This window comes from Comamonas sp. HJ-2 (assembly GCF_053615495.1).
In genome coordinates, this window is sequence record NZ_JBSIFD010000002.1 from 302,769 (window position 1) to 318,473 (window position 15,705).

Annotated in this window: 14 protein-coding genes; 11 read left to right on the forward strand and 3 right to left on the reverse strand. The window is 64.7% G+C overall.

Annotation, left to right across the window (positions count from 1 at the left end; all coding sequences use genetic code 11):
• Window positions 1-2: 2 nt before the first annotated feature.
• Both gspD and ACWGXF_RS02940 read left to right on the forward strand, forming a co-directional pair.
• On the forward strand, window positions 3-2,384 hold the full coding sequence (gene gspD, locus ACWGXF_RS02935; protein WP_012837005.1) for a type II secretion system secretin GspD: 2,382 nt from the start codon (window positions 3-5) through the stop codon (window positions 2,382-2,384).
• 13 nt (window positions 2,385-2,397) lie between these two features.
• Window positions 2,398-3,759 carry a GspE/PulE family protein gene (locus tag ACWGXF_RS02940; protein WP_452101668.1) on the forward strand — a complete coding sequence of 454 codons (1,362 nt, stop codon included), beginning with the start codon at window positions 2,398-2,400 and terminating at the stop codon, window positions 3,757-3,759.
• 11 nt (window positions 3,760-3,770) lie between these two features.
• On the opposite strand, the gene ACWGXF_RS02945 is transcribed toward ACWGXF_RS02940, so the two are convergent.
• The gene (locus ACWGXF_RS02945; protein ID WP_256629747.1) at window positions 3,771-4,949 is read right to left on the reverse strand and encodes a helix-turn-helix transcriptional regulator; all 1,179 of its coding nucleotides are present in this window, start codon (window positions 4,947-4,949) and stop codon (window positions 3,771-3,773) included.
• A 173-nt stretch (window positions 4,950-5,122) separates the two neighbouring features.
• On the opposite strand from ACWGXF_RS02945, the gene ACWGXF_RS02950 reads away from it, so the two are divergent.
• From ACWGXF_RS02950 to ACWGXF_RS02970, 5 genes are all read left to right on the forward strand, one after another.
• Complete coding sequence (locus tag ACWGXF_RS02950; RefSeq protein WP_256629746.1) at window positions 5,123-7,075, forward strand: hypothetical protein; 1,953 nt, start codon at window positions 5,123-5,125, stop codon at window positions 7,073-7,075.
• Window positions 7,076-7,172: 97 nt separating this feature from the next.
• Window positions 7,173-7,457: a hypothetical protein gene (locus tag ACWGXF_RS02955; RefSeq protein ID WP_256629745.1), complete on the forward strand. Its 285-nt coding sequence runs from the start codon at window positions 7,173-7,175 to the stop codon at window positions 7,455-7,457.
• A 45-nt stretch (window positions 7,458-7,502) separates the two neighbouring features.
• On the forward strand, window positions 7,503-8,510 hold the full coding sequence (locus ACWGXF_RS02960; RefSeq protein WP_256629744.1) for an LLM class flavin-dependent oxidoreductase: 1,008 nt from the start codon (window positions 7,503-7,505) through the stop codon (window positions 8,508-8,510).
• A gap of 124 nt (window positions 8,511-8,634) precedes the next feature.
• Window positions 8,635-9,324 (forward strand): helix-turn-helix transcriptional regulator, encoded by a 690-nt coding sequence (locus tag ACWGXF_RS02965; RefSeq protein WP_256629743.1) that lies wholly within the window; start codon window positions 8,635-8,637, stop codon window positions 9,322-9,324.
• Window positions 9,325-9,417: 93 nt separating this feature from the next.
• The gene (locus ACWGXF_RS02970) at window positions 9,418-10,074 is read left to right on the forward strand and encodes a glutathione S-transferase family protein (protein WP_043003597.1); all 657 of its coding nucleotides are present in this window, start codon (window positions 9,418-9,420) and stop codon (window positions 10,072-10,074) included.
• 71 nt (window positions 10,075-10,145) lie between these two features.
• On the opposite strand, the gene ACWGXF_RS02975 is transcribed toward ACWGXF_RS02970, so the two are convergent.
• Entirely contained in the window at window positions 10,146-10,895 is a 750-nt protein-coding gene (locus ACWGXF_RS02975) for an SDR family NAD(P)-dependent oxidoreductase (RefSeq protein ID WP_256629742.1), read from the reverse strand.
• 160 nt (window positions 10,896-11,055) lie between these two features.
• Here ACWGXF_RS02975 and gspF point away from each other — a divergent pair, with 160 nt between their 5' ends.
• The 4 genes from gspF to ACWGXF_RS02995 all read left to right on the forward strand — a co-directional run bounded on the left by gspF (window position 11,056) and on the right by ACWGXF_RS02995 (window position 15,131).
• On the forward strand, window positions 11,056-12,279 hold the full coding sequence (gspF, locus tag ACWGXF_RS02980; RefSeq protein ID WP_256629741.1) for a type II secretion system inner membrane protein GspF: 1,224 nt from the start codon (window positions 11,056-11,058) through the stop codon (window positions 12,277-12,279).
• Window positions 12,280-12,410: 131 nt separating this feature from the next.
• Window positions 12,411-13,613: an ammonium transporter gene (locus tag ACWGXF_RS02985; RefSeq protein WP_256629740.1), complete on the forward strand. Its 1,203-nt coding sequence runs from the start codon at window positions 12,411-12,413 to the stop codon at window positions 13,611-13,613.
• A gap of 61 nt (window positions 13,614-13,674) precedes the next feature.
• Entirely contained in the window at window positions 13,675-14,592 is a 918-nt protein-coding gene (locus ACWGXF_RS02990; protein ID WP_256629739.1) for a 5'-nucleotidase, read from the forward strand.
• Window positions 14,593-14,663: 71 nt separating this feature from the next.
• Window positions 14,664-15,131: an EF-hand domain-containing protein gene (locus ACWGXF_RS02995; RefSeq protein WP_256629738.1), complete on the forward strand. Its 468-nt coding sequence runs from the start codon at window positions 14,664-14,666 to the stop codon at window positions 15,129-15,131.
• 65 nt (window positions 15,132-15,196) lie between these two features.
• Here the strand turns inward: ACWGXF_RS02995 and ACWGXF_RS03000 are convergent, their stop codons facing one another.
• Entirely contained in the window at window positions 15,197-15,634 is a 438-nt protein-coding gene (locus ACWGXF_RS03000) for a hypothetical protein (RefSeq protein ID WP_256629737.1), read from the reverse strand.
• Window positions 15,635-15,705: the final 71 nt, after the last annotated feature.

Here is a 15,705-nt window from a genome sequence, read left to right on the forward strand (position 1 = left end):
ACATGACTCAGCATTCACGCACCGCCTGGCAAAACACACTGCATTCGATAGCTGTTGCCTCGCTTGCCGTCTGCATTTCAGCACCTATTCATGCTCAAACCCAGAGCGGACAAGCGAATGCCACTCCCAGTCTGCGACCTGGCGAGCCGGTCACGCTGAACTTCACCAATGCCGATATCGAGGCCGTGTCGCGCGCCATGGCAGCCATCACCAATCGCAACGTGGTGGTGGATCCGCGCGTCAAGGGCCAGATCACGCTGCTGACCGACAAGGCCGTCTCGCCTGCCACTGCCTATCAGCAGTACCTGGCGGCACTGCGCATGCAGGGCTTCACGGTGACGGAGTCGGCAGGTCTGTTCAAGGTGATTCCAGAAGCCGATGCCAAGCTGCAGTCCAGCGAGGTCTCCGTCGGCCAGGGCGGACGCGGCAGTCAGGCTGGCGGCGGACAGATCGTCACGCAGATCTTCAAGCTCAACTACGAGAACGCCAACAATCTGGTGCCCGTGCTGCGGCCGCTGATCAGCCCCAACAACACCATCAACGTCAACCCCGGCAACAACTCGCTGATCATCACCGACTACGCGGACAATCTGCAGCGCATCTCGCGCATCATCGCCAGCACCGATGTATCCAACGCCACCGATGTGGAAGTCATCTCGCTGCGCCATGCCGTGGCCGCCGACATGGTGGCCCTGGTCAATCGCCTCATGGAAGGCGGCTCTGCCACCGCAGGCGGCGTGGTCCAGGCCGGAGCCGGCGCGGCAGCAGGCCAGGCGGACACCAGCTTCCGCACCTCCATACTGGCAGAGCCGCGCAGCAACTCGGTGCTGATCCGTGCGGCCAACCCGGCCAAGCTGTCTCAGATCCGCTCGCTGATCGCGCGTCTGGACCAGCCGGCCATGACGGGCAACGGTGATGACGGCAACATCCATGTGGTGTATCTCAAGAACGCCGACGCGGTGTCCCTGGCCGCCACGCTGCGTGCCGCCATCAACGCCCAGACCAGTGCCAGCACCGCCCTGGGCGGCCAGCCGGGCATGACGGCAGCCGCCGGCTCGACCACGAATGCAGCCAGCTCCCAGCCCGTGATTTCCCGCGGCACGGACGGCAGCGCCACCGTAGGCCTGGGCGGTGGCAACAGCGGCCCCAGCTCACGCTTTGGCACGGCCCAGCAACCCTCCACGGGCGGCATGATCCAGGCCGACCCCACGACCAACTCGCTGATCATCACCGCCCCCGGCCCGCTGTACCGTCAGTTGCGCACCGTCATCGACAAGCTCGACGGCCGCCGCGCCCAGGTGCTGATCGAAGCACTGATTGTCGAAGTCTCCGCCGACAAGGCGGCCCAGCTCGGCGTGCAATGGAGTTCGGTGATCCGCAACAACGGCCGCGTGCTGGGCGTGCTCGGCAACGGCACTTCCATCAGCGGCATCTCGAACATCTTCGGCCTGTCGGGTGCCGTGGGCAATCTGGTCAACGGCACGCCCCTCACCGACAGCCAGGCCTCGGCGATCGGCGGCATGAAGGGCATGAACCTGGGCTTCACCCAGAACGTCAACGGCAACACCAGCCTGGGCGCCCTGGTCAACCTGATGCAGGGCGACGGCGACACCAACATTCTCTCCACGCCCAATCTGATGACGCTGGACAACGAGGAGGCCAGCATCATGGTGGGCGAGAACGTGCCCTTCCCCACAGGCTCCTATACCAACACCGCCGGCACCTCGGGCTCGGTCAATCCCTTCACCACCTATGAGCGCAAGGACGTGGGTACGCTGCTCAAGATTCGTCCGCAGATCAACGAGAACGGCACCATCAAGATGGCCGTCTACCAGGAGAACTCTGCGGTCAAACAGGGAACGGCGAATGCACAGTCCGGCGCCACCACCACCAAGCGCTCCATCGAGTCGAATGTGCTGGTCGAGGACGGTGCCATCGTGGTGCTGGGCGGCCTGATTGCCGACGAATACAGCCAGAGCCAGGAGCGCGTGCCGCTGCTGGGCGACATTCCCCTGCTGGGCAATCTGTTCCGCAACACCAGCCGCGAGCGCAAGAAGACCAATCTGATGGTGTTTCTGCGCCCCACCGTGCTGCGTGACGCCAACTCCACCAGCCAGCTCTCGCAGGACCGCTATGAGTCGATTCGCGGCATGCAGCAGACCGTGCAGCCCGACCCCAATCTGCTGATGCGCAATGTCAATGCCGCGCCTTTGTTGCCAGCCTCCAGCAGTGCAACGCCGGCTCGCGCGGCCAATGTGGTCATCGTGCCCGGCGCCAAGCCCGAGATCGTGGATTTCACGCGTCCCGGCCAGCCCACGGTGAACGGCCAGCCTGTGACCGTGACGCCTGTGACGCCCGCCACCCTGCCCCCGGGCACCCTGTAAGCGAAGGCCAGGCATGCGCTACCCCCTGCCCTATGGCTTTGCCCGCAGCAGCCAGCTGCTGATCGAGGATGACGGCCAGGAGCCCGTGCTCTGGCATGGTCCGCAACCCGACTGGTCGGCCATCTCCGAAGTGCAGCGCAAGCATGCGGTGCAACGCTGGCAGTTGCTGGACAGCGGCGCGCTGGCCCATCGCATCAGCGCGGCCTATGCGCAAAGCGACTCCAGCGCGGCCATGGTGGTCAGCGAAGTCGAGTCCGATGCCGATCTGACGCGCATGATGCAGGACCTGCCAGCCGTGGAGGACTTGCTGGAAACCGCCGACGACGCCCCCATCATCCGCATGCTCAACGCCCTGCTCACGCAGGCGGCACGCGACGGCGCGTCGGACATCCATATCGAGCCCTACGAGCGCCATTCCAGCGTGCGCTTTCGCGTGGACGGCGATCTGCGCGAAGTGGTGCAGCCCAATCGCGCCCTGCACGCCGCCCTGATCAGCCGCCTGAAGATCATGGCCGACCTGGACATTGCCGAGAAGCGTCTGCCCCAGGACGGGCGCATCAGCCTGCGCCTGGGCACACGAGCCATTGACGTGCGCGTCTCCACCCTGCCCAGTGCCCACGGCGAGCGCGCCGTGCTGCGTCTGCTGGACAAGAGCGAGAGCAAGCTCAGCCTGGAAGCCGTGGGCATGAGCGGCGAGACGCTCAGGCGCTTTACCCATCTCACGGCGCAGCCACACGGCATCGTTCTGGTCACCGGCCCCACGGGCTCGGGCAAGACCACCACGCTCTACGCCGCGCTGCAGCGCATGGATGCCAGCCACAGCAACATCATGACGGTGGAAGACCCCATCGAATATGAGCTGGCCGGCGTGGGCCAGACCCAGGTCAACGCCAAGATCGAGCTGACCTTTGCCAAGGCCTTGCGCGCCCTGCTGCGCCAGGACCCGGACGTGATCATGATCGGCGAAATCCGCGACTTCGAAACCGCGCAGATCGCCATCCAGGCTTCGCTCACCGGCCACCTGGTACTGGCCACGCTGCACACCAACGACGCACCCAGCGCCGTCACCCGCCTGATCGACATGGGGGTCGAGCCCTTTTTGCTGTCGTCCTCACTGCTGGGAGTGCTGGCACAGCGCCTGGTACGCAAGGTCGACCAAAGCGAGCCCAGCGGCTACCGGGGCCGCACCGGCATCTTCGAGCTGCTGGCCGTGGACGATGCGATTCGCGCCCAGATCCATCGCGGTGCCAGCGAGGCCGAGATCCGCGAGACTGCCATGGCTGCAGGCATGCAGCTCATGCGCGAGGATGGCGAACGCCTGGTTCGCGAAGGCATCACCACGCAAGCCGAGGTGATGCGCGTCACGCGCGACTGAGGGTCCGAGACTCACTCGCGCCAGCGCAGCATGGCAGGCCCCGTGAGCAGCACGCGCACGAAATCAGCCTGCCGCCCCACACCGACCTTGACCGCTGCCGATTTGAATTGCGAACGCGCGGTATGGATGGACAGGCCCTGTCTCTCGGCGAACTCCTGCAGGGTCCAGCCATTGATCAGCGCCTGGGCCAGTTGAGCCTCTGCCAGCGTGAGCCGATAGAGATTGCGCAGCAAGTCCTGCAGCGAAGGAATGCTCAGCGCCGGATCGCTGATCAGCAGCATGGCGGCACTGCGCTCGCCATAGGGGCTGCTATGTATGGGCAAGGGCGACACCATGACCTGCAACTGCTGTCCGGCCAGCCCTGTGAAGCGGCTGGCCCGCCCGTGGTGCAGCGCCTTGCCCAGCCCCGTGGCAACACAGTCCCGCATGGCTTTCTGCAACCAGCGCTGGTCTGCGGCATTGGTGGCCTGCAGGCTCTCGTCGGCCGCGCGATACATCAGCTGGCTTTGCTCCATCAGGCGCAAGGCCCGGCTGCTGGCATGCATCACGGCCGCACGCTCGTCCAGAAGAACCACGCCTACCGGCAGATCCTCCAGTACGGCCAGCGATGCATTCAGCAATGCCTGGGTACGATACAGGCGTCGGTGCATCGCAAACGCGCTCTGCAGATGCGGCATGAGCTGCTGCACAAGGCCCAGCTCTTCGGCGCTGTAGGCACCCACGGCATGCGGCCTGACAACGGTGATGTTGAACGATCGGTCATGCTGATTGTCGACCACGGCCGCGCAGGAATAGAACAGGTCCTGAGGCCGCAGCCAGTCGCCATACCACTCGGTACCCGGCAGGTTCCGGTCGGGAAACAGGGTGGAGGAATTCACCACCGTGCCCGGTCTATGCAGGCTCTGGTCCTGCAGCCAGACATTGCACTGACAGTAGTGCGTGGCAAAGCTTTCCAGTTCGGCGGCGGCAAAGCCCTGACTGGCGCCGAAAGTGCCAAAGCCCCCGTCCAGATCCACCGTCCGCTGCGCAAAGTCGTTGGCCCAGATCACGCTGGCCGGTGAACGCAGGGCCGCGCCTAACAAGGCCAGAAAGCCCTGCCAGCGCGCCGGCTCCAGTGCCGACTCGTAGATGGCCGCAATCAATGCGGGCAACCGTTCCTGCAACATCAAAGGCAGATGCGCTACCGCCATAGAGCCTCCTTCCAAGGCTCGCCACAGCAAGCACCTCATGGAGCTTCGCTGGGGATTCATTTCATTTACTCACACTTTGAAATAGCTGCAAACCCTTCACCCATTTTGGTGATGTTTTCGCGACAACAAGTGCTTACAAACAACGACAGCCACCCTATCAACCAAAGGCTGCCATGTCACAAGCACCCACCACCACACCATTCATCCGCCGCTCAGTGTCCCTGGGCACCCTGGTCCTGATTGCCTCCATTGCCGGCTGCGGCGGCGGCAGCGACAGCGCCTCTCCCGCTCCGTCGCCCGCCCCGGCTCCGGCCACAAAATCGATCTCCACCACCGTGATCGACGGCGCCTTGCAAAACGTCAGGGTCTGCATGGACAGAAACGACAACGGCAGCTGCGACACAGGGGAGCCCAGTGCCGTCACCAATGCAGCCGGTCAGGCCAGCCTGGAAGTGCCAGAGGCCGATGTGGGCAAGTTCCCGATTCTGGCCCTGGTCACCAAGGACTCCGTCGATGCCGACACCGGCGCCGTTCCCGTGGCTTTCATATTGCGAGCGCCCGCCGATCAGCCTGGCGTCGTCAGCCCGCTGAGCACCCTGGTCCAGGCGCACAGCCAGGCCACGGGCAGCAGCACCAGCGATGCGGCAGCAGCCATCCAGAGCCAGCTGGGCCTGGGCACTTCGGCGCTGGCGGATTTCACCCAGGACGGCAGCGACGCCGGCAAGCTGGCCGCAACCATGGCGCGCCTGATCGTGGTGACCACCCAGACCCAGCTCAGCAACACGGCAGGCGCCACAGGCGTCGACGGCGCGCCGCTGACTTCGGTACAGCTCAACGCCGCCGTCAACAGCGTGCTGCTGCAGCAGCTGCAAACCCTGGCCACGGCCGTGCTGGACAATCCCGCCCTCAGCGACACCAGCAGCTCCATGAAGGACAAGCAATCCGCCATGGAAACCGCCGCCCAGCAGGTGGCCAGTGCCTCGGGCGTCACGGCCGGCAATGTGGGCCTGATCGCAGCCATGCAGTCGCAATCCAGCAGCCCCGAGGCCGGCGGCCCCGCGGCGAGCACGCAGCTGCGCTGGCTCAGCTTTACCGACACCAGCAACTACTACATCCGGGCCTTCGAAGCCACGGCCGAGCAGAACACTCCCGATGCCAACGGCAAACGCTATTTCACGGAGTTCCGCGAGCGCGTGGTCGGCGGCCAGGAGCAGCCCTGGACCCGGCCGCAGGTCTATTGGACCGGCAGCGAATGGTTTGCCTGTCCCACCGATTTCGTGCAGCAGGTCACCAGCCTCGCGAGCGGAGAGAGCGAATCCCTGTACTGCAAGAGCCTGGTCAGCAGAGCCAAGCAGAGTGTGCGCAATATCGCAGGCCTGAAGATGCGTGACATCGTCACCGAGATCCGCTCCGCCCCCTGGCAGGACTCTGCCGACGGCAGCTTTGCCAACTGGGGCCCCAGGCCCGATCAGCTTCCGGCCGAAACGACCTTCCCCAGCGGCTCCACGCTCAGCTATCGCACCGTCACCGACCTGGGCGGCAGCGACTACTACCTGAGCAACAACGCCAACCGCGCCACCATTGCCCGTGCCGACGCACCGAACAACCCTGACACCAGCACCTGGCGCAGCGCCACGCTTGCGGAATTCATCGCGTGGAATGCCGGCGACTTTGCGCCCAATGTCTCGGCCGCCGATGTGCATGGCAACAACTCGCGCGTGCTGGTCAGCCGCCGCGACTATCTCAAGCCCGATGGCAGCGCCGCCTACAAGCGCTATATGGTGGGTTTCGAGAACGGCGGCGAACAGCGCGCACGCTTTTATGAATGCGAGGGCGATATGAGCAGCTTGCCCAGCAACCGGACCCTGTTCATCAACGGCGTGTCCACCTGCAAGACGATCCTGGTCAGCAATTACAGCATCGCCACCCAGGCAGATGCCAAGGTGCTGCGCTTCGCACAGGAGCCCACCCAGCTCAACGGCAGCAACTTCCAGAGCTACCGCCTGTTCGTCGAGCGCGGCGGCATCACCTATGTCGGCTATCGGGACAAGCAGATGGTCAGCAATCAGCAGCGGCTCAATGGCACGGCAGCCGATGCGCTGCTTGCCGCCCTCGGCCTGAACTGACTCCCCGCCCTAGCGCAGCACAGCCCACCTCTCGGTGGGCTTTTTCATGCATGGCCTCAGCCAGCAGCGGTCATTGAGCTTTGCCAGAATCGTTGCCATGCTTGAAAACCTTCGCACTTCCGTCCAGCCCTATGGCGGCGATCTGTTTCTGCTGCTGATCGCCCTGGCTGTCATCAGCCTCGCCGTGCTGTTCAACATCAAGGGCCGTCTTCCCGTGGACCAGTTGCGCCGCATGATCCGCATGGCGGCGCTGGTGGCCTTGCTGGGCTCGGTATTCGCCATGCAGGCTGGCAGCAGCTATTACGCCATGGCCGCCGTGCTGCTGGCCTGGGGCGTGCTGGTCGGCATTGTTTTTGGACGTGAGATCGGCCGCAAACGCTGACCCAGAAAACGCTGCAAGCTAACAAAACCATATAGATCAATCGCCATGAAATCCCTGAACAACGTCAAGCTGTCCATGCTGGACCTGGTCGCCGTGCGCGAAGGTGCAACGGTGGCCGATGCTCTGCAGATTGCCGTGCGCACCGCGCAGCAGGCCGAGAAGCTGGGCTTCACCCGCTACTGGCTGGCCGAGCACCACAATATGCCGGGCATTGCGAGTTCGGCCACGGCCGTGCTGATCGGCCACATCGCGGGCGCCACGCAGAAGATTCGTGTGGGTTCGGGCGGCATCATGCTACCCAACCATGCACCGCTGGTGGTGGCCGAGGCCTTCGGCACGCTGGCCGAGCTCTACCCGGGCCGCATCGACCTGGGCCTGGGACGCGCGCCGGGCACCGACGGAGCGACCATGCGCGCCCTGCGCCGCGACCGCGTGGAGACCGAGGAAGACTTCCCACGCGACGTGCAGGAGCTGCAGCGCCTGCTCGGCGATCAGCAGGATGGAGCACGCATCATCGCCATGCCCGGTGCCGGCACCCACGTGCCCATCTGGCTGCTGGGCTCCAGCCTGTTCTCTGCCCAGCTGGCTGCACACATGGGCCTGCCCTACGCCTTTGCCTCGCACTTTGCGCCACGCATGCTGCACCAGGCCCTGGCCCTGTACCGCCAGATGTTCAAGCCCAGTGCCACGCTGGCCAAGCCTTACGCGATTGTCGGCGTGCCCGTGATTGCAGCCCCCAGCGATGAAGAGGCGCGGTTTCTGGCCAGCAGCACCTATCAGCGCGTGCTCGGCATTCTGACCGGAAACCGCACCCGCCTCATGCCCCCGATACCGGACTTCTGGGAGCAGCTGGATGGGCGCGCCCAGGCGGCGATTGCCGATTTTCTGGCCGTGGGCGTCATCGGCGGCCCCGATACCGTGCGCCAGGGCCTGCAAAAGCTGGCAGACGAGACCCAGGCCGATGAATTCATGATCGTCAGCGATGTCTATGACGCCGAGCTGCGCCTGCGCAGCCTGGAGATCACGGCTGGCGCCATGAACACCGCCTCCTGAGCGGATCTGGCAGCTCCCCCCTCTCACGCTGCGCGGAAGGGGGGAGCGCACAGAGAACGACAAACCTGCGTCCCGGCATGAGAGCATGCCAAACTCCTGCGTCGTTCTCCTCTGAACTTTTCCCATGAGCCGTTCCGCCCGTTTGCTGCAATTGCTGGATACGCTGCGCCGCGCCCGTCAGCCGCAGACCGGGCCCGAGCTGGCCCAGGCGCTGCGCATCAGCCTGCGCACGCTGTACCGCGACATCGCCACCTTGCGCACCCAGGGCGCCGACATCCTGGGCGACCCCGGCATAGGCTTCGAGATGCGGCCCGGCTTTCTGCTGCCGCCTCTGATGTTCAACGCCGACGAGCTGGAGGCACTGCTGCTGGGCGCGCGCTGGGCCAGCCTGCAGGCCGATCCGCAACTGGCCCAGGCCGCCACCGCCGCCATGGACCGCATCCGTTCGGCATTGCCACTGGAGCTGCGCATTGCCGTCGATACCAGCGGCCTGCTGGTTCCCAATATGCAGAACGACCCGCCGCCCGAGCCCTGGCAGGCCGCGCTGCGCCGCGCCATCCGCGCCGAACACAAGGTCGTGCTGCATTACCGCGACCAGCATGGCGTGCCGAGCCAGCGCCGGGTCTGGCCGTTTGCCATGGCCTACTTCGAGCGCAGCCGCGTGGTCTCGGCATGGTGCGAGTTGCGCCAGGCCTTTCGTCACTTTCGCGCCGACCGCGTGGACGCGCTGGAGGATTTGGGCGAACGCTATCCGCAGCGACGCCAGGCGCTGATACAGCGCTGGCTGGACGAAACCGGCTACACGCTGGATTGAACGGCGCTGCTGACAGAAACTGTCAGCCCTCGCTCCTACATTGGCTGCATGGCGTTTTTGCCATGTCACAACAGCCCGCCAAGGAGAGCCGCAATGTCCACACCTCAGCAACCCAAGCTGCGCTTTTTCAGCAACCCCAGATCACGCGCCCGCATGGTGCGCTGGATGCTGGAGGAATGCGGTGCCGACTATGAAACCGTTGAGCTGGAATTCGGACCCGAGATGAAGTCGCCCGAGTACCTGTCCATCAACCCTATGGGCAAGGTCCCGGCGCTGCAGCATGGCGATGCCGTGGTCACCGAGACCGGAGCCATCCTCGCCTATCTGGCCGAGCTTTTTCCCGAGAAACGACTGGCCCCGGCGATGGGCAGCCCGGAACGGGCCAGCTACTTTCGCTGGCTGTTCTTTGTCGCCGGGCCGGTGGAGGCCGTCACAACCGCCCGCAACGAAGGCTGGCTGCAATCGCAAACTCATCAGCAGGCCATAAGCGCGGGCTTTGGCCGCTTTGACGATGTGCTGAACACCTTGCTGCATGCGGTGGCCGGCAAACGCTATGTCTGCGGCGACCACTTCACGGCCGCCGATCTGTATCTGGCCAGCTATATCGGCTGGAGCATGATGGACGGCAGCTTGCCCAGGCGGCCCGAGTTCGAGGCCTATGCCACGCCGCTGCTGCAGCGTGCAGCCTCGGTGCGAGCCGACGAGATCGACGGCGATATGCAAGCCGCCGCCATGGCGCCAGTCGTTTAAGGTTTTGACCCGCAGCGCTTGCCAGTCAAGCGCAGGGTCATCAAAACCTATAGCAAACCGCTGCAGACCACTCAGCGCGCCAAGTAACCGCCGTCGACCGGGTAATAAGCGCCCGTCACAAACGACGCGCGGTCACTGGCCAGCCAGGCCACCAGCTCGGCGATCTCCTCGGGCCGGCCCAGCCGTCCCATGGGGTGGGCCGCCACCAGCGCCGCATGCGTGGCCGGGTCCTGCTCCAGACCGCTGATCATGGGGGTCTGGATAAAGCCCGGCCCCACGGCATTGACGCGCACGCCCCAGGCCGAATATTCGAGAGCTGCCGCCTTGGTCAGGCCCAGCACGCCATGCTTGGCCGCCGTATAGGCCGCAGAGTTGGCAAAGCCCACGGCGCCGAGGATGGACGCCATATTGATGATGGAGCCGCCACCGCCTTGCAGCATGGCGGCAATCTGGTATTTGCAGGCATAGAAGACACCCGAGAGATTGACGCGCAGCACCTGCTCCCAGGCATCGAGTGGATAGTCGGCGGTTGGCGCACTGGCTCCGCCAATGCCGGCGTTGTTGCAGGCCACGTCCAGCCTGCCGAAGTGGCGCATGGTCAGGGCCACCAGCGCTTCATGATCCGCCGGGCTGCCGGCGTCGGCGCGCAGATACAGTGCCTCGGCACCCAGCTCGCGCACCAGGGCCGCGCTCTCCTGACCCTGCTCCTCGTTGAGGTCGGCCAGCACCACCCGCGCGCCTTCCCTGGCCCATGTCAGCGCCACACAACGGCCTATGCCGGATGCAGCCCCCGTCACCAATGCAACCTTGTCCTTGAGCATCGAAACCTCGCATTCTTGAATCGGCAGACCATTGTGCCGACCTCGCCCGCGGTAGTCCTGACCTGCGTCAAGCCGGGCTCGCTCTCTCAAACGCCTAAGTGCTGACATCATTAGTCGCTACCATCTGCACTAACCCCTCACCCGTCAGATCGATTCGCGCATGCCCGCCTTTACCTTTGAAGCCCTGGATGCCCAGGGCCAGACCCGCAAGGGCACCCTGGAAGCCGACAACGCCCGTGCCGCGCGCAGCCAGCTGCGCAGCCAGGCCCTGGTGCCGCTGCAGGTCGAGCCCGTCGCCGCAGGCAAGGGCCAGGGCCGCACCGGCGCTTCCGGATGGTTCACGCGCCCGGTCTTCAACTCCACCAGCCTCGCGGTATGGACGCGCCAGCTCTCGGGACTGGTCAGCTCGGGCCTGCCCATAGAACGCGCGCTGGCCGCGCTGGCCGAGGAAGCCGAGGACGAGCGCCAGCATCATCTGATCGCGGCGCTGAGGGCCGAGGTCAATGCCGGCTCCAGCTTTGCCAGGGCACTGGAGCAGCACCCACGCGAGTTTTCCGATATTTTTTGCGCCGTGATCGGTGCCGGCGAATCCAGCGGCAGCCTGGGCCCGGTGCTGGAGAACCTGGCCGACGACCTGGAGGCGCGCCAGGCCTTGCAGTCCAAGCTCATCGGCGCCTCGCTTTATCCGGCCATCGTGACGCTGGTGGCCATCGTCATCGTGATCTTTCTGGTCAGCTATGTGGTGCCGCAGGTAGCCGGCGTTTTTGCCGGCACCAAGCGGGCGCTGCCGTTTCTCACCGTGGTCATGCTCGGCATCAGCGACTTTGTGCGCCACTACGGCTGGTTCATGCTGGCCGTGGTGCTGCTGGCTGCCGTGGGCCTTCGGCTGGCGCTCAGGAACGAGGCCTTGCGCGAGCGCTTCGATGCCCAGTGGCTGCGTCTGCCGCTCATAGGCCGGCTCTCGCGCAGCTATAACGCGGCGCGCTTTGCCGGCACGCTGGCCATGCTGGCCGGAGCGGGCGTACCCATTCTCAAGGCCCTGCAGGCCGCCGCCGAGACGCTGAACAACCGCGCGCTGCGCGCCGATGCCATGGATGCGCTGGTGCTGGTGCGCGAAGGCGCGCCGCTGGCCTCGGCCCTGGCGCAGAAGAAGCGCTTTCCGGGCCTGGTTGCCATGTTCGCGCGGCTGGGCGAGCAGACGGGCCAGCTGCCGCTGATGCTGCAGCGTGCCGCCACCCAGCTGTCCACCGAGGTCCAGCGCCGTGCCATGCACCTGGCCACGATTCTGGAGCCCCTGCTCATCGTCGTCATGGGACTGGTGGTCATGCTCATCGTTCTGGCCGTGCTCATGCCCATCATCCAGCTCAACCAGTTTGTCAAATAGGCCGGCCGCGCCCGCAACGGTGCGGAAGCGCCCACTCCAGCTTGGCGCAATTCTTGCTTTCTTTTAGTGCATTGCGGGTTTTTTCCGCAATTTCGCACCAATAAATAGCAAATTTCAGCTGGAGCGTTTTCATGCAAGCACTAAAACAGGGCGCGGATGCCCTGTTCATTCTGATGGGCGCCGTCATGGTCCTGGCCATGCACGCCGGTTTCGCGTTTCTTGAACTGGGCACCGTGCGCCGCAAGAACCAGGTCAATGCCCTGGTCAAGATCCTGGTCGACTTCTCGGTCTCCACCGTGGTCTATTTCGCGCTCGGCTATGGCGTGGCCTACGGCACGCACTTTTTCGTGGGCGCCGAGCAGCTGGCGGCACTCAACGGCTACGGCCTGGTCAAGTTCTTCTTTCTGCTGACCTTCGCCGCTGCCATTCCCGCCATCATCTCGGGCGGCATTGCCGAACGCGCCAAGTTCTGGCCTCAGCTGATCGCCACGGCCATGATCGTGGGCCTGATCTACCCCTTCTTCGAGGGCATTGCCTGGAACCAGCATTTCGGCGTTCAGGCCTGGATCAAGGCGCTGACCGGCGCCGAATTCCATGACTTTGCCGGCAGCGTGGTGGTCCACGCCGTGGGAGGCTGGATCGCCCTGGGAGCCGTGCTGCTGCTGGGCCCACGCCGCAATCGCTACCGCCAGGGCGGAGCGATTGCCGCCACACCGCCCTCCAGCATTCCCTTCCTGGCGCTGGGCGCCTGGATTCTGATCGTGGGCTGGTTCGGCTTCAATGTGATGAGTGCCCAGAGTCTGGACAAGATCTCGGGTCTGGTCGCCGTGAACTCGCTGATGGCCATGGTGGGCGGCACGCTGACTGCCCTGGCAGTGGGCAAAAACGACCCGGGTTTTGTGCATAACGGCCCGCTGGCCGGCCTGGTTGCCGTCTGCGCGGGCTCGGATCTGATGCACCCCCTGGGGGCGCTGGTCGTGGGGGCTGCCGCCGGCGCCATCTTTGTCTTCATGTTCACGCTGACGCAGAACAAATGGAAGATCGACGATGTGCTGGGCGTGTGGCCGCTGCACGGTCTGTGCGGCGCCTGGGGCGGCATTGCGGCCGGCATCTTCGGCACGCAGGCACTGGGCGGGCTTGGCGGCGTGCATCCGCTGGCCCAGCTTATAGGCACGCTGATGGGCGTGGCATGGGCCGCGCTGGGTGGCCTGCTGGTCTACGGCCTGCTCAAGAAGACCATGGGCCTGCGTCTGAGCCAGGAGCAGGAATTCGACGGCGCCGATCTGTCCATCCACCACATCAGTGCCACGCCAGAGCGCGAAGCCAACTGGTGAGGCAGCCACGGCCTGCGTATCATCGGAGCTTGTCTGCACATCCGCTCAAAGCCGTACCGCCATGGCCATGACCCTGAACGACAAGCTCGTCGTTGCCATCTCCTCGCGAGCCCTGTTCGATTTCGAGGAGGAAAACCGCCTCTTCGAGGACAGCGACCCGGCGAGCTATCTGCGCCTGCAGCGCGAGCGGCTCAACGTGCCTGCCGCACCGGGCGTTGCCTTCTCGCTGGTCAAGAAGCTGCTGGCCTTCAACACCGAGGGACAGCAGCATGTGGAGGTGGTGCTGCTCTCGCGCAACGACCCCGTCAGCGGCATGCGCGTCTTCCGCTCGGCCAAGGCCCACGGCCTGCATTCCATACAGCGCGGCGTGTTCACCCAGGGGCGTGACCCTTTCGGTTATCTGCGCCCGCTGGGAGCCCAGCTGTTTCTGTCGGCAAACGCCGATGACGTGACCCAGGCACTGCAGCTGGGCTACCCGGCCGCCCATGTGTTCACCGACTCCATGCGCGCCAGCAGCAGCCATCCGCGCGAAGTGCGCATCGCTTTCGACGGCGATGCCGTGCTGTTTTCCGACGAGGCCGAGCGCATCTTCCAGGCCCAGGGCCTGGAGGCTTTCCAGCAGCATGAGCTGGAGAAAGCCGCCCAGCCGCTGCCCGAAGGCCCGTTCAAGCCCCTGCTGGCCGCCCTGCACCGCCTGCAGCAGGCCGATGTGGCCGGCATGCGCGTGCGCACGGCCCTGGTCACGGCGCGCAGCGCCCCGGCCCATGAGCGCGCGCTCAATACGCTGATGGACTGGAAGATCGATGTCGATGAAGCCATGTTCCTCGGCGGATTGGCCAAGGGCGGGTTTCTGCGCGAGTTCGAGCCCGACTTCTTCTTCGACGACCAGACCGGCCATGTGCGCAATGCGGCCGGACATGTTCCCTCGGGCCATGTGCGCAGCGGCATTGCCCATGACAAGACGGCGCTGCCTACGTAAAGCTTGGCAAAGTCCGGCAAGCGAATGCAAAACTTTGAAAGTGCGGCGGGACGGTGCTTGAGAATGCCGTCATGGCCCTCATCTGTACCGCTATGTCAAAAGCCAAGAACCACCCCTTCGTCGCGCGCAGCAGCTCGGTCATGAAGACCGCCATGGGCGTGCTGCTGACCAGCGCCGTGCTGCTGCTGCCCACGGTGCGCGCCGAGGAAACCGCCGGCGACAGGATGGCGGAAAGACAGGGAACCCAGCTCTCCAAGGGCGAGATCAAGGCCCAGCAGCAATTCAAGATGCTGGACTTCAATCAGGATGGCAAACTCAGCCGCAAGGAAGTGGCCATCATCCCCAAGCTGGCCGCCGCCTTTGACGAAACCGACACCAACAAGGACGGCTTCGTCACCTATGAGGAAGTGCGCGCCTTTGCCGTCAAATACCGGGCAGCACGTGAAAAGGCCAAGGCCGCGGAAGCCGTGGCTGCTGCGCCGGCCAAGGACGATGCTCACAAATCAGAAGCTGATAGCGCAGGCCCTGAAAGCAAATAATCTATAAAAATAGCTGAAGCGCTTGAATATCAAGCGCAATCAGCTCTCAAAACAAAAGCAATCGCTTACTTGGCGTTGCCGCTGCGCTTTATCCGGGGCTCGGAATAAGTCAGCGGTTCATTGCGCGCCGTCTGCTTGCTCTGCAGCAGATCTTCCGACTTGCTGGTTTCCTGCGCCTGCTCCACCGCCTGGGCGCTGGCGCGCCACATGGACTGGATGAACTCGATCAGCTGCTTGGAGATCGGCTCCTTGGGCGGCTCCTCGACCTCCTCCTTTTGCTTGATCTCCTCGGCCAGCGTCCAGTCGCGGTTCTCGGTATCGGGAGCCGAGGGCTTCTCGGGCTCGCGCACCGTGCGGCCCTCGCCGATCTTGTCCACCGACTCCGTGGCATTCACCGCATTCACGGGGCGCACCGGCGCGGCGCCAGAGGCGCCTGTGGAATACAAATCCGCACCCTGGGTACGCCAGGGCGTCTGTGTCCGGTCTAGAGGTGGAATTTGCATGGCTTGGCCCTCGGCAGTAAAAAGGTGCAGGCGGAAAATCAGCTATCTCGCCCTGTTATCGGCCACGCTTG